This window comes from Nocardia coffeae (assembly GCF_019890715.1).
Taxonomy (GTDB): Bacteria; Actinomycetota; Actinomycetes; order Mycobacteriales; family Mycobacteriaceae; genus Nocardia; species Nocardia jiangxiensis.
In genome coordinates, this window is sequence record NZ_JAINZY010000002.1 from 788,585 (window position 1) to 803,962 (window position 15,378).

Consider the following 15,378-nt stretch of genomic DNA (forward strand, 5'->3'; position numbering starts at 1 on the left):
CCAGGACCCGGCCCTTGAGGTTCTTGCCCTCGCGCACGACGACCACGTCCACGTCGGTCATCCCGTCGGGCCGGCGGGTGAAGGTGTAGGTGTGACCCGAGTGGCCGCCCCACAGGTTCGAGTCGGTGGTGGTCATGACGACGCGGTCCGGGTTCGACCAGTCGTAATGCAGGCGTTCCCAGATGCCGTGTGATCCCTCGGTGACATCGGCATCACGCTGTCCCTGGTCGTGGACCTCGAGATATTCGTCGGCGCTGTTGCCGAACACCTCTGAGCGGCCCGGCCCGAAATCGGTCAGCGCCGCCACGAACTGTTCCGGTGTCGAACTCGTGGTCTCCTTGAAGTGGATGGTGGACATCGGGGCCTCCTGTTCCGGGCGATAACTCCTCGAGGGATCGACGGGTCGCCGTTCGCACGTCGTGTGCGCAACAGGGGAGACCGCCCAGGCCGAGGCGAGGATGCCGACAAGGACATCACGCCGAGCACGCGCCGAGGCCGTAGCCGTCTGTACTGTTTGCGCGACGTTCGAAACTGTCGATTCATGATCCAGTCTAGGACCTCGCACGGAACAATCCGAGGTACCAGGTCGCGTACTGGCCGCTACCGCCGACGAGTTGAAGCTACGAGTCCGCTGGTTCGAGCAGGCTGTCCACGAGGCGCTGCTGGGCGGCCTGACCCAATCCCGCCCGACGTGCCCACTCGGGCGGTCCGCCATGTTCGACATCGAAGTGCGCCAGCAACTTTCGTATCGTGTCGGCTTCCGCGGCGAAGACCCAGTCGGGTATCTCGGCGAGATCGGCGCTGCGCTCGCGGGCGGAGCGCGCCTGCTGTACCCGGGCGCGCAACGCCTCGACATTCGCCCCGGTCGCGGCATAGTCCGCGACGATATCGTCGGCGCGAACACCGATGACGCCCAGCAGGACGGCCACGACCACGCCGGTGCGGTCCTTGCCCGCGGCGCAGTGCACCAGCGCCGGCAGGTTGCCCGCCTCGGCCAGCAGATCCAGGACCTCGACGATATTGCCGGGGCTGTGTTCGAGGTACTCGAGATAGCGATCGAACATCGTTCCGTCGGCGGCCACCTGCAACAGGTCCAGGCGTAGTCGACCGGCCCCGAAGATGTGGATGTTGCGGTAGACGGGCACCGAATCGGCCACCGGCCCACGCCCATCGGCCTCGGCCTCGGTCGGAGCACGCAGATCGATCACGCTGCGCAGACCGCAGTCCCGCAGCAGGTACGAGACGTCGCCGTCGTCCAATTCGGTCAGTGCGTCCGACCGCAGCACGCGCAGCCGTCGCACCCGGCGGCCGTCCTCGGTCCGCAGTCCGCCCAGATCACGAGCGTTGCACGCCCCGCGCAGGGGCAGGGCACGGCCAGCGACCGCCATCTCATCGTTTGTCATCGGTTTCCGGTTTCGTCCAGTGCATCGGCGGCTTCTCGCTCTCGATGATATTGAACCGCGACCGCGGCGTCCGGACCACACCTCGCGCGGCCCTGTCTCGGTCGGCCCGGTGGCCGGACCTCGCTGCGCCACAACAGAAATGGGGGCGAGATCGGCTCGGCGATGCGATCGCCGATTTGGACCGGGTCCACGCCGGCGCGGGTGGTATGCTCGTCGGCGGTGCGTCGGGTCGCGCATCAGGGTTGTTTTCGAAGGCGCGCAACGAGTACCGCGTCGGCAAGGGGTGTTTCCAGTTCCCGGCTTTCCGGGCGAGCGGCCCGGATCGGCAGCGTCGCACACGGATCGCCTGGTCACTCGGCTCGCGGTGGCGGGAATCTCCGGTGGTATCGGCACCGAAGAGCTGACGCCCCAGGGGTGAGCCCGGCGGTGGTTCACGGGTTAGCAACGCACACGCTGTCTGTCGTGACCGTGTGATTCATCCTCAGTTACCTGCCCGGGCTTAGCGTGCTGAGTACCACGGAAGGAGTCGGCTGTGGAGATCCGACATCTCGTTTCGTTCATCGCCATCGCCGAGGAGTTACACTTCGGCCGCGCAGCGCAGCGCCTTCACCTCACTCAGCCCAGTCTGAGCGCCCAGCTGCAGAAGCTGGAGAAATCAGTCGGCGTGCAACTGGTCGCACGCAACTCGCACGATGTCCGGTTGACCGCGGCCGGAGTGGAATTCGAGGGTCAGGCCCGCCAGATCGTCGCTCAACTGGAGCGGGCGGCACATTCGGCGCGGGCCACCGCGGCGGGCCGGTCGGGCACCCTCAACATCGGCTACAACCTCCCTGCCAGCCGTCATGTGCTACCGAAGGCGTTGGCCCGCATGACCTCGGACCACCCGGACATCGTGGTGTCGTTGTGGGAGAAGCGAACCGGGCCGCAACTGGCCGGGCTATCGGACGGCTCACTGGATATCGCGCTGGTGTACGGACATCCCGGCACCGCCGAGTTCCGCTACCGCCGGTTGCTGCACCGGGTGCCGCTCGTGGCGGTGGTGGGCCGGTTGCATCGCTGGGCGGAGCGCCCCGGTGTCCGGTTCGCCGAGTTGGCGAGCCAGCAGTGTGTGCTGTTCGCGCGGGACCAGTGCCCGGCGATGTACGACTCGATCCTGCGGGCGGCGGCCGACAACGGCATCTCGCTGACCGTGGCCCAGATGGCCGACGATCCGGGGGCGACCGCGCATATGGTCGCGGTGCGCCCGCTGGTCGGCTTCGCTTCGCTGCCGCGCGCGATCTCGATGGGAATGGTTGTGCCGGGCAGCACCTCGGTGGCGGTGAAACTGGTGGATCCGGTACCTACTCTCGATCTGTATGCGGTGTGGAATGCCGAGGAGACGAATCCGGCCGTCTCACTGTTCCTGGACTGTGTGGAGTTTCCGGAGGAATCGGAGATCGATACTGCCCCGGCGATTTCCGCCTGACCACTTCGATAGGCCCTGACGTTCGCGCGGTAGGAATGCGGCCGCGACCCGGACAGTATTTGTCGCCGCCGAGAAGAATTCGGAGGCGTGAATACAGTCTCAGACATCGAGATATCGGTTACCGAGAACGGAATCCAGCCGGCGGATTTCGAGAGTTTGTACTCGATTGTCTCCGGCGGCGCCCGGCAGGATCCGCACCGGCTGCTGCTGGGCTACCCGGACGGGACGGTGCTGACCCGGGCGGAGGCGGACGCCAGAATCCGGGCGGTCGCCGCGGCGCTGGCCGAACGTGGTGTGCGGCACGGTGATCGGGTGGCGATCCTGGGCCGCACCAGCATGGAATGGGTTCTGCTCGACTGCGCGGTGCTGGCGCTGGGCGCGGTCGTGGTACCGATCTACCCGACCTCCTCGCCCAGCCAGATCGAGCACATCCTGACCGACAGCGGCAGTACGTATTTCGCCGCCGAGACCGACGACGACGCGGTCCGCCTGCTGGCCGCCGGTGCGGGCGCGGTCTTCACCTTCACCGAGATCTCGCGCTGGGCGCAGGACGCGATCGGCGCCGATCCGGAGGCGCCGACCGACGACGTGCGCGCCGACGACCTGGCCATGATCGTGTACACCAGCGGCACCACCGGCCTGTCCAAAGGGTGCATGATCACCCACCGCAACATGTACACCTCGGCGGCCAACACCGTCCGCCAGACGGGGACGCTGTTCGACGGGACGACCGTGCTGGCATTGCCGCTCTCGCACGTCTTCGGCCAGACCATGTTGTTCGCGTGCCTGTTCGGCGGTACCGAAACCTATCTGCTGCCGGGGATTCCGGATCTGGTCCCGGCCCTGACCCGGCTGCGGCCCACCTTCCTGCCGCTGATTCCCTACGGGCTGGAGAAGATTCGCAAACACTGCCGCGCGCTGCTCGCCGAGGGCGCGGAGCACGAGGCGGTGACGCGCGGGCTGGAATTGCTGCGTCGGCGCGATCCGGCGCTGCCCGTGGAACCGATCGCCTCGGCGTTGGGCGGTCGGCTGCGCCATGTGATCTCCGGCGGTGCGTCCCTGGACGATTCGACGGCCGGGTTCTACGCCGGGGTGGGGGTGGTGATCCTCAACTGTTACGGCCTCACCGAGGCGGCCACCGCGGTGACCGTCAATGCTCCGGAGACCAACCGGCTGGGCACCGTGGGCCGTCCCATTCCCGGCACCGCGGTCGGCATCGCCGCCGAGGACGGGGAGGTTCTGGTCCGCGGCCCGCACGTGACGCCCGGGTACTGGGGTGCGGCGAGCGAGCAGCGGCCGGTCGATGCCGACGGCTGGCTGCACACCGGTGACATCGGCGAACTCGACGCCGGGCATCTGCGAATCACCGGGCGCAAGAAGGAGATTCTGGTCACCTCGGGCGGCAAGAACGTCGCCCCGACGCCGCTCGAGGATCGGGTGCGGCTGCACCCGCTGGTCAGCAACTGCATGGTGCTCGGGGACGGCCGGGCCTATGTCACCGCCCTGGTCACCCTGGATGCCCAGCACGCCGACCAGTGGCGGGCCGAACATCCGGACAGCGATCCGGCCACCGCCGTGCAGGCGGCGGTCGACGAGGCCAACGAACTCGTCTCCCGGGCAGAATCGATTCGCGCGTTCCGGATCGTCGCCGGTGACTTCACGATTGCGAACGGACTGCTCACCTCGTCGCTGAAATTGCGTCGCGCGGCGATCGCCGAGGCGTATGCCGACGATATCGGGCAGCTCTATATTGCGCGTGAGTGAACCTGCCGCAAATTATTCATCAATTTCTCCGTCGCGATAGCCGAGGCCGATCGGCCGATGAATTGCAGTGTCCGCCGGTAGTTCTCGGACGGCATCGCGAACAAACTCGAAACCGGAATTCCTCTAGCGAAAGTGATGGGCACATGTACGACGTCATCGTGGTCGGATCTCGCGTCGCGGGGGCCCCGCTGGCCATGCTGCTGGCTCGTAAGGGTTACCGCGTGCTCGCCGTGGACCGCGCCACCTTCCCGAGCGACACCGTCTCCACCCACTACATCCACCAGGCGGGCCTGAGCCTGTTGAAGTCCTGGGGACTGCTGGATCAGCTGGTGGCCACCGGCTGCCCGCCCGTGCGGAACCTGAACTTCACCTACACCGACATCGTGATCAACGGGATGGCCGATCCGTCGGCGGACGGCATCGACGCCGTGTACTGCCCGCGGCGCACCGTACTGGACAAGATGCTGGTGGATGCCGCGCGCGGCGCGGGCGCGGAGGTGATCGAGGGATTCACCGTCAGCGCACTGGAATTCGACGGTGACCGGGTCACCGGCCTGCGCGGTCGGACCCCCGACGGAGCCGAGCACAAGTTCGAGGCGAAGCTGGTGATCGGCGCGGACGGCGCCAACTCCACGGTCGCCAAGCAGGTCGGCGCCGAGGTCTACGAGGGCTCGGCGGCGGCGTGCTTCGTGTTCTACTCCTACTACGAGGGCGTCGACTGGGGTATGCAGCACCGCACCGGATTCGGTGAGCAGCAGTTCGCCTCCTGGCCCACGCACGACGGCCTGGCCCTGGTGGCGGTCATGCGCAAGCGCGACCGGTTCCGGGAGTTCCGCGCCGATCCCGATGCCGGTGTCCAGGAGATCGTGGACCAGGTGGACCCGGAAATCGGTGCGCGGCTGCGGGATACCGGTAAGCGGGTGGAGCCGTTCCGGCCGATGCTGTACCCGGACAACTACCGCCGCCGCTCCTTCGGACCGGGCTGGGCGCTGGTCGGCGACGCCGGATACCACAAGGACCCGTTCACCGGCTGGGGCATCACCGACGCGTTCAAGTACGCTCAGCTGCTGTCGGATCTGGTGGACGAGAGCCTGTCCGGGGTACGGCCGTTCGAGCAGACCCTGGCCGAGTACCAGCGTGAGCGCGACGCGCAGAGTGCGAGCACCTACGAACTGACGCAGAGCATTTCGGAGTTGTCGCTGACCCCGTACTACGACTCGGTGTTCCGCGCGACCAGCATGAGCCCGGACTACTCCAAGAAGTTCTTCGGCCTGATCGCGGGGCTGTACCCGCCGGACAAGTTCTTCGGCGAGGCCGAGCTGGCCGAGCTGTACGAGAAGGTCGGCTTCCCGTCCGAGCGCCGCCACCTGACCCGCGACGCGGGAGTGCCGGCATGAGCGGGGTGGCGCTCACCGCGATCGGTGACAGTTTCGTCGAGGGTCGCGGAGATGTCCGGCCGGACGGCGCGTTCCGCGGCTGGGTGCCGCGCCTGGGCAGCCAGCTCGGTCTGCGGGGCGGGGCCGTCCGTAATCTGGGCACCCACGGCGCGACCACCACGACTCTGGTGACGCAGCAGCTGCCCGCGGCGGTTTCCGCGCGGTCGGCGGTGTACGGCGTGGTCGTCGGGGTGAACGATCTGGTCAGCGACTACGACCGGAATCGGTTCGCGGACAACCTCGACACGGTCTTCGGCACGCTGAACGAAGGCAGCGCAACGGTTTTCACCGCCACCTACCCGGACATCCCGGCGCGCCTGCCGGTTCCGGACGGATTCCGGGAGCTGCTGCGTGAGCGGTTCGCCTACGCCAATTCCGCGCTGGCCGAGGTGACCGCCCGGACCGGCACCCTGCTGATCGATATCGCGGCCCGCCCGGAGTGGGCGCGCCCGGAGATGTGGACCGAGGACGGCCTGCATCCCAGTTCGCTCGGGCATCGCGTCTTCGCGGCCGCGGCGGCCGAAGCGATCTCGTCGACCACCGCCACCACCGTGGCCGCCTGACGCGGCCTACCAGGTTCGAGAGGATTCCCTGTGACGGACGACAGACGCCTGGCGCGCGACCCGATCGCGATCGTCGGGATGTCGGGGCTCTTGCCCAGAGCCCACAACCATGTTCAGTTCTGGCAGAACATCGTCGACGGTGTCGACTGCATCGAGGAGGTTCCGCCGTCGCGGTGGAAGCTCGACGACTACTACGACGCCGACCCGGCCGCGCCGGACAAGACCTACTCGCGGCGCGGCGCGTTCCTGCCCGATGTGGACTTCGATCCGCTGGAGTTCGGGCTGCCGCCGAATCAGCTCGAGGTCACCAGCACCATGCAGACGCTGAGCCTGGGCGTCGCGCGCGATCTGCTTCTCGACGCCGGGGCGGTCGGGTCGGATTGGTACGACGCCGCGAGCACCGGAGTCGTGCTGGGCACCACCGGCCCGGTGCCGCTGATGCATCCGCTCGCGGCCCGGCTCTCCACACCGGTGCTGATGGAGGCGGCGCGGTCGGTGGGCCTGAGCGAGCGGGACGCCGACGCGATCGCGCAGCGGTTCGTGACGGCTTTCGCGCCGTGGGAGGAGAATTCCTTCCCCGGACTGCTGGCCAATGTGGTCGCGGGCCGGGTCGCCAACCGGCTCGGCCTGGGCGGGATGAACTGCACGGTCGATGCGGCATGTGCGGCCTCGCTGGCCGCGATCCGCACCGCGATCGCGGAATTGCAGGACCGCCGCGCCGACATGATGATCACCGGCGGCGTCGACACCGAGAACACCATCTTCATCTACATGTGCTTCAGCAAGGTCGGTGCGCTCTCGCCGACCGGGCGGATCAGCCCGTTCTCCGACGAGGCCAACGGCACCCTGCTCGGCGAGGGCATCACCATGCTCGCGCTGCGCCGGCTGGAAGACGCGCGCCGCGACGGGAACCGGATCTACGCGGTCATCCGCGGGCTGGGTTCCTCCAGTGACGGGCGCTCCAAGAGCATCTACGCACCGCGTGCCGAGGGACAGCGCGTCGCGCTGGATCGCGCCTACCGCGACGCCGAATGTTCGCCCGCCGACGTGGAACTCATCGAAGCGCACGCCACCGGCACCGCGGTCGGTGATCGGACCGAACTGACCGCGCTGAACGGGCTGCTGACCGAATCGAGCCAGGAATCCCGGTTCGCCGCGCTGGGCAGCGTGAAATCGCAGATCGGCCACACCAAGGGTGCGGCCGGTACCGCCAGTGTGATGAAGCTGGCCCTGGCACTGCATCAGAAGGTGTTGCCGGGCACCATCAACGTGGCCGCGCCGAATACCGACTTCGACTGGGGCACAGCGCCGTTCTACGTCAACACCCGCACCCGGCCGTGGATTCTCGATCCGCAGCGTCCGGTGCGCCGCGCCGCCGCGTCGGCAATGGGATTCGGCGGCACCAACTTCCACGTGGTGCTGGAGGAGGCCGACGCCGACCGGTCCGGGCAGCAGGTGCTGCACCGGGTGCCGCGCGCGCACCTGTGGCATGCGCCGGATGCGGCGAGCCTGGCAGAGTCGTTGCGCTCCAGTGAATCCGGCGACGGCGGCGATATTCCGGAGCAGCACGCCCGGATCGGGTTCGTCGCGATCGACGACGAGCACGCCGAGCATCTGCGGGACCTGGCGGTCGATGAGCTGCTGCGCAATCCGGACGCCACGGCCTGGGATCATCCGGAGGGCGTCCACTTCCGCGCGGCGGCACTGCCGCAGCGCACGGCAGGTGCGCTGTTCGCCGGTCAGGGCAGCCAGTACGTCGATATGGGATCGACTGCGGCACTGAACAATCCGCCCGTGGGTGCGGCTTTCGACGCCGCCAACGCGGTCTTCGCCGAAGCGCCGCGGCGGCTGGCGAGTGTGGTGTTCCCGGCTCCGGCATTCGACGAGGACGAACAGGCCGAGCAGGAAACCCTGTTGCGCCGCACCGATTTCGCGCAGCCTGCGATCGGTGCGCTGGCGGTCGGGCAGTTCCGGGTGCTGAACGACTTCGGCTTCCGGCCCGACGGGCTGCTGGGGCACAGCTTCGGTGAACTCACCGCGCTGTGGGCGTCCGGCTCGGTGTCCACCGACGACTACTTCGCCCTGGCACGCGCGCGTGGCGCGGCGATGGTGGTCCCCGAAGGCGAGGACGCCGGCACCATGACCGCGGTCGGCGCCACCCGAGAGGTGGTGTCCGAGCTGATCGCCGGGGTCGCCGATGTGTGGATCTGCAACCACAACGCGCCCGATCAGGTGGTGGTCGGCGGTGGCGCCACCGGAATCGCCGAGGTGGCCGCCCGTGCCGCGGAGCGCGGGATCGCCACCCGGGACCTGCCGGTCTCCGGCGCCTTCCACACCCCGTACGTGGCGCACGCGGTGGACCGCTTCGCCGCAGCGGTGGCCGAGGTGCCGATCGGCGCGCCCGCTGTCCCGGTCTACGCGAACTCGCCGGACGCCGGATACGGCGACGATGCCGCGGCGAACCGGGCCACCCTGACCGGACAGCTCAGCAAGCCGGTGGAATTCGCGTCCGCGCTGAGCGCGATGCGCGCGGCCGGATGCAACGTCTTCGTCGAATTCGGGCCCAAACAGATCCTCACCTCGCTGGTCCGGCGCACCCTCGGCGACGAGGTGATCGCGATCGCGACCGACTCCGGGCCGATCGGCGACGGTGACCTCACCCTGAAGCGGGCAGCCGTGCGACTCGCGGTGCTGGGCTTCGACATTCGCGGGATCAACCGTTATGCCGCGCCCGCGCCCGCCGCGGCGCCGAAGCGGGGTATGACCGTGACCCTGTCCGCGCCGGAGTATGTGCCCGACACCCGCCGGGCCGCCCATGCCGCCGTTCTCGGCGACGGCTACCTGGTCACCGCCGCCGCAGCGCCGCAGCCGGTGGTCGCCCCGCCGGCACCGCCCTCGAATGGTGTTGCGCCACACACCGACATCGTCCCCGCCGCCGAGCCGCCCGTGGTCCGCTCGGCCGACCTACCGGAGAATTTCGTGTCATCCCAACCGCCCCACCGCGAGGCCGGGGCCGCCGCCGTTGCGGACTACAGCGCTCTGGACTCCGCGCTGGTACAGCATCTGGACATCCACCGCCAATACCTCGACGGCCAGCTGGATCTGGCCCGCAGCCTGGCCGGTGCGCTCGGCCAGGGTGGGCTGGACGAGAGCACCGTCCGGGCCATCGAGGCGGTGAAGGACCACGGAATCGCCATCAGCGACAGCCATTCCCGCGCCAGTGCGGTACTGGCGCAGCTGGCCGGGCTGGAGAGCGGCGTGGAGGTCGCACCGGTACAGCGGATCGCCGCGGTGCCGCAGCCTGCACCGCGTGCTCTGGCCGCTGCCCCGGTCGCGGAAAGTCCGGCGCGGCAGTCGGTTCCGGCAGCTGTGCCGATCGAATCGCAGCCGGCTCGCCCGGTCTCGATACCGGCCGCCAACGGGAGCACTTCGGCCGGTGCCGTATCGAACACCACTGCTTCGAGCAATACGGTGTCGAACGGTGCCGCCCCGGCTGCCGAGCCCACGGCCGATGCGGCGACGTTGCGTCGTGCGTTGCAGGAAGTGGTCGCCGACAAGACGGGATATCCGGTCGAGATGGTCGATCCCGCGATGGATCTCGAAGCGGATCTGGGCGTTGACTCGATCAAGCGGGTGCAGGTGATCGGGGCGTTGCAGGAGCGGTTCCCGCACTTGCCGAGCCTCGGTCCGGAGCAGTTGGGGACGCTGCGCACTCTGGACCAGGTGGCGACACTGCTCGCCGGTACCGATACCGAAGCTCCGGCTCCCGCCGCGGCACCGACCCCCGCGAGCGGGGCGACCGCTGACGAACTGCGCCGCGCTCTGCAGGAAGTGGTCTCGGACAAGACCGGCTATCCGGTCGAGATGGTCGATCCCGCGATGGATCTCGAAGCGGATCTGGGCGTCGACTCGATCAAGCGGGTGCAGGTGATCGGGGCGTTGCAGGAGCGGTTCCCGCACTTGCCGAGCCTCGGTCCGGAGCAGTTGGGCACGCTGCGCACGCTGAACCAGGTGGCCGACGCGCTCACCACACCGGCTGCCTCCGCTTCCGCGGCCTCCGAATCGGGCCCGGCATCGGGCGCCTCGGCGGACGAACTGCGTTCCGCGCTACGGGAATTGGTTGCGGAGAAGACGGGCTATCCGGTGGAGATGGTCGATCCGACGATGGATCTGGAGGCGGATCTGGGGGTGGATTCGATCAAGCGGGTGCAGGTGATCGGAGCCTTGCAGGAGCGATATCCGGATCTGCCCAGTCTCGGTCCCGAGCAACTGGGCACCCTGCGCACGCTGGATCTCATCGCCGCCCGCCTGGCGGACAGCACCGGTGGTGATGCGGACCCAAAAGCTGAGGCCGCGGCGGGTGCGCCGCGGCACGCCGTCGATCTGATCACCGTCGCATCGGTGGACACGCTCGTCGACCCCTATCCCGCGGACGCCGTCGCGGTGGTGCTCGGGATCGGGGCCGGCACCGAGGCCGACTGCGCCGCACTCACCGCCGCACTGCGGGGCCTGGGCTGGACCGCACGGCATACGACCGACCTCGCCACGCTGACCACCGATCCGGTGGACGCGGTCCTCGTGGTCGCCGGGACAACCTCGGAATGGCAAGCGGCGCAGGATGTCCTGACCGAGACCATCCTCGCCGCCGGTCGTGCGGTGCCGGAACTGCGGCAGGCCACGCAACGAGCGGCCTTCGTCACCGTGACCCGGCTCGACGGGGAACTCGGCTATCGCGGGGACAAGGATCCGGTGTCCGTGCTGCTGGGCGGCATCGGCGGGATCGTGAAGACGGTCGCGGCCGAGGAGCCCACGCTGTTCTGCCGGGCACTCGATATCGACCCGGCAGTGGACGCGACGGTGGCCGCGGCGCACGTGGTGACCGAACTGTTCGACGCCGCGACCGATACCGCCGAGATCGGCATAGACGCGGCGGGCGTGCGCCGCGCGCCGGTGCCCAGCAGGTACGCACCCGCGTCAACGGTGACGTGGGTGGATCCGGACCGTGTTCCGGACCCGACGACGCTGTCGGCCGACGATGTCCTGCTGGTCACCGGTGGCGCGCGCGGCGTGACCGCACTGTGTGTGCTCGCGCTGGCCCGGCGCAGTCCGGTCCGGTTCGTGCTGCTGGGCCGCACCGAACTCACACCCGAGCCGGAATGGGCTGCGGGCGTACCGGATTCGGATCTCAAAACGGCCGCCGTGCGCGCCCTCGCCGGTACCGGCACGACCCCGCGCGAGATCGACCGGAGCTGCGCCGAGGTGCGCGCGGTCCGTGAGATCCGTTCCACCCTGACCGAACTCGGCGACCGAGCCGTGTACGCGGCGGCCGATGTCACCGATGCCGCGGCGGTCCGTGCGGCGGTCGAACCGTGGCGGGACACGCTGACCGGGATCGTGCACGGCGCGGGAGTACTCGCCGATTCGATGATCGCGGACAAGACCGCGGAGTCGGTGACCCGGGTGCTGCGCCCCAAGCTCGCGGGACTGGCCGCGGCCTTGGCGGTGGTGGACCAGCCACGGCATCTGGTGCTGTTCACCTCGGTCGCCGGACTGTTCGGCAATGCCGGGCAGTCCGATTACGCGGCTGCCAACGAGGCCCTGTGCCGGTTCGTGACGAGCTGGCGCACCCGCCATCCGGACTGCCACTGTGTCGCGATCGACTGGGGCGCCTGGGACGGCGGGATGGTCACCCCGGAACTGCGTCGGCACTTCGTGGATCGCGGAATTCCGTTGCTGGCGCCGGAAACCGGGGCCGCGGCCTTCGCCGAACAGTTCACCCCGGCGCACCGCGCCGACACCGTGGTGCTGGTCGGTGAGGCGGTGGCGCTGTCCAGTGCGACGCCTCCGCTCGCACCGGCACGGGTGCGACGCAACTTCGCCGGGCTCACCGAGGAGCTGGTGATCGCCGCGCACCGCGTCGGCGAGCACATCGTGCTGCCCGCGACCTTCGCGCTCGGTGCGCTGATCAATGTCACCGAACGCCGGTTACCCGGGCTGATGGTCACCGCTGTGCACGACTTCGAGGTCGTCAAGGGGATCGTCTTCGATCATCCGGTGGACGAGGTCGACATCGTCGTCGATCCCGCCACGACAGCCGGTGATTCGGTCGCGGTGGAGGTGCGCATGATGGGCGGCCGCACCACGCACTACCGGGCCACGTTGGTCTGCAGCCGCACGGCGGAGGGCTCACCGCGGGTGACGGTGCCGACCGGACCCGGGTCCAGCGCGGCATGGATCTACCAGGACGGTGTGCAGTTCCACGGTCCGGCCCTGCAGGGGCTGCGCCGGGTGCGCAGTGCCTCCGACTCCGCGATGGTCTTCGAATGTGTCCTGCCCGCAACGCGAATCGGCGCGGGCTCCTACGGCGGACGGCTGCACGATCCGGTCTGCGCGGATCTGATCCTGCAGTGCCCGCCGGTACTGGGACACCGGCTGCTCGACGCGGCCTGCCTGCCGCTGGGAATCGGCAAGGCCGAGTACTACGGACGGCTGCCGGTGGGGGAGCCGTTCCTGGTGGTGGTCGACAATCCGCGCGGCGGGTCGTTCGAGGTCAGCATCGACGCGACCGCGACGGACTTGAACGGCACAGTGCTGCAACGGTTCGCGGGCGTCACCGTGGTGACGACCCCGGACCTGACAGAGAAGTTTCGAAGCTCGGTGAGGCGGTGGCAGCAATGACAGTCCTGGAGTTCGACGGTATCGCCTTCGACCCGACGGGTGGGCCGCGTGCCGGGACCGAGGTGGTCGAGTCCGCTGGTCGGGCACCGGCCACCGGCGATCGGGTCCCGCCGATGGTGATCGAGAAACGTTCGGCCGCGCCACAACCCGCTGTGTCGAGCGCGTTGGCGGAGCTCCGCGCCGGGGTGGTGGCCGCCCACCGGGCCGCCTTGGACGCACAGCTCGCGTTGCAGCGAGCGCTGTGGCAGCGGGCCTGTGGGGGCGGAGCATTCACTGCCGCAACGGATCCAGGCGCGACGGCAGCTCCCGCGGCGATCGCGGCCGACGCTGCGATTCGACTGCCGGGTCGGCTCATCGCCACTGCTGGTGGATCCGCAATCGCTGCGGAGGATGCCTTCAAACCGCTCGCCCGATCCGCCCGCACCACGCTCGATCGTGCTGCGCTGGAACAACTCACCCGCGGCGAAGTGGCCGAGGTGTTCGGCCCGGCCTACCGGCGTGCGGGCGTGGTGTCGGCGGTGCGCCTGGCCACCGCGCAGCCGCTGGTCCTTACCCGGATCGAAGCACTGGAGTTGCGCGGCGGCGACGGAAAAGGCCGGGTCGCTGCGGAATTCGACGGTGACGTGCGGGCGGCGGCGGTACAGGCCGCCGAGGTGTTCGCGATCTTCACCGGTATGCATCTGTGCTTGTCCGGTTGCACCCTGACCGCGACGGTGGACGGCGCAGACGGCTCCGGCGCGGGCCGGATCGAACTGGTGGTCGGCGATGTCGATCTGATCCCCCGGCCGCACGTGGACGCGGTCGCGCACACCGCGGCCGGGGCGCTGGCGGTGACGGTCGCCGCGGCCGAACCCGCCGGTGCCGGAGCCGGACCGGGCGCGGCGGTATCGGGCCTGCTGCTCAACGAATTCCACATGGTGCACCTGTCCCGGGGCGATCAGGCCATCGCGATGGGACCCGAATTCGCGCCGTACACCGGGGTCCGCGCGACCCGGTTGCCGACCGGCGGACTGTTGCTGGTGGATCGGGTGCTCAGCTTCGACGGCGCGCGTGGAGTGCTGGATGGCGCCTCCTACATCAGCGAATACGACTCCCCGGCCGATTCCTGGTACTACGGCGACACCGCCAACGAATCCATGCCGCACTTCGTCTTCATGGAGACCTCGTTGCAGGCGGCGCTGCTGATGGGCTATTACGCCGGGCCGACGCTGTCTCAGCGCGACACCACGCTGAGTCTGCGCAACCTCGGCGGCAGTGCCCGACTGCTGCGGCGGATCGACTTGCGGGACAGCACGATTCAGCAGTCCTCGCGGTTGCTGTCGACCACGCTGCTGCCCGGATCCTCGTTGCAGACCTTCGATTACACCCTTGCCGTCGAGGGAGAGCCTTTCTACACCGGCGAAACCATGTTCGGCTACTTCAGCGACGAGGCGCTGGCCAATCAGACGGGCCTGGACGCGGGCCGGTCGGTACCCAGCTGGCGGACCGAGCATCCGCAGGCCCCCGCCCGGGTGATCGATGTGGCCGCCCGCCGGGCCGATCCGGCCGCACCGCTGTGCGCGCGCCGCACCCTGGCCTTGATCGACCGCGTCGAGGTGGTCGACGGCGGCGGCAAGTACCAGGAGGGTTACCTGCACTCGCTGCGTGAGATCGACGACACCGACTGGTATTTCGACCGGCACTTCCACCTCGACCCGGTGATTCCCGGCTCACTCGGAGTGGAATCGGTGATCCACGCGGTGCAGGAGTGGATGCTCGACGCGGGATTCGCTGCGGAAATGACCGATCCGGTGTTCCGCATCCCGTGCGATATCGAATTCTCCTGGCGCTACCGGGGGCAGTTCCTGCCCAGCGACGGCACCGTGGAACTCGAGGCGCACATCAAACAGGTACGCCAGGAAGCGCACGCCGTCACCGTGGTGGTGGACGGATCGCTGTGGAAGCCCGGACTGCGCATCTACGAACTCATCGATCTCGCAATCGAACTCGCCGACCGGGCGGTGCTGCCGTGACCACCACCGAACAGTCGCGCGCAGGCCGCGACGCTCGCAGGCCGAGGAAACCGGCAT

The 15,378-nt window shown here is 68.9% G+C and carries 7 protein-coding genes; 6 read left to right on the plus strand and 1 reads right to left on the minus strand.

The window, feature by feature from the left end; genetic code table 11:
- Positions 1 to 620: 620 nt before the first annotated feature.
- Positions 621 to 1,388, minus strand: a complete 768-nt coding sequence (locus K7711_RS12740; protein WP_222968865.1) for a tyrosine-protein phosphatase — start codon at positions 1,386 to 1,388, stop codon at positions 621 to 623.
- Between the two features lie 547 nt (positions 1,389 to 1,935).
- On the opposite strand from K7711_RS12740, the gene K7711_RS12745 reads away from it, so the two are divergent.
- From K7711_RS12745 to K7711_RS12770, 6 genes are all read left to right on the plus strand, one after another.
- Entirely contained in the window at positions 1,936 to 2,868 is a 933-nt protein-coding gene (locus K7711_RS12745; RefSeq protein ID WP_222968867.1) for a LysR family transcriptional regulator, read from the plus strand.
- 87 nt (positions 2,869 to 2,955) lie between these two features.
- On the plus strand, positions 2,956 to 4,632 hold the full coding sequence (locus K7711_RS12750; RefSeq protein ID WP_308014666.1) for an AMP-dependent synthetase/ligase: 1,677 nt from the start codon (positions 2,956 to 2,958) through the stop codon (positions 4,630 to 4,632).
- Positions 4,633 to 4,775: 143 nt separating this feature from the next.
- Positions 4,776 to 6,029, plus strand: a complete 1,254-nt coding sequence (locus tag K7711_RS12755; protein WP_222968869.1) for an NAD(P)/FAD-dependent oxidoreductase — start codon at positions 4,776 to 4,778, stop codon at positions 6,027 to 6,029.
- Complete coding sequence (locus K7711_RS12760) at positions 6,026 to 6,631, plus strand: SGNH/GDSL hydrolase family protein (protein ID WP_222968871.1); 606 nt, start codon at positions 6,026 to 6,028, stop codon at positions 6,629 to 6,631. The genes K7711_RS12755 and K7711_RS12760 overlap by 4 nt, the downstream gene beginning before the upstream one ends.
- A 30-nt stretch (positions 6,632 to 6,661) precedes the next feature.
- Complete coding sequence (locus K7711_RS12765) at positions 6,662 to 13,309, plus strand: type I polyketide synthase (RefSeq protein ID WP_222968873.1); 6,648 nt, start codon at positions 6,662 to 6,664, stop codon at positions 13,307 to 13,309.
- On the plus strand, positions 13,306 to 15,321 hold the full coding sequence (locus tag K7711_RS12770; protein WP_222968875.1) for a hotdog family protein: 2,016 nt from the start codon (positions 13,306 to 13,308) through the stop codon (positions 15,319 to 15,321). Before K7711_RS12765 ends, K7711_RS12770 begins: the two co-directional genes overlap by 4 nt.
- The last annotated feature ends 57 nt before the right edge of the window (positions 15,322 to 15,378 follow it).

Coding starts and splice junctions, on each gene's coding strand:
- K7711_RS12740 (WP_222968865.1), bottom strand. CDS start 1,388: ATGGCGGTCGCTGGCCGTGCCCTGCCCCTGCGCGGGGCGTGCAACGCT.
- K7711_RS12755 (WP_222968869.1), top strand. CDS start 4,776: ATGTACGACGTCATCGTGGTCGGATCTCGCGTCGCGGGGGCCCCGCTG.
- K7711_RS12760 (WP_222968871.1), top strand. CDS start 6,026: ATGAGCGGGGTGGCGCTCACCGCGATCGGTGACAGTTTCGTCGAGGGT.
- K7711_RS12770 (WP_222968875.1), top strand. CDS start 13,306: ATGACAGTCCTGGAGTTCGACGGTATCGCCTTCGACCCGACGGGTGGG.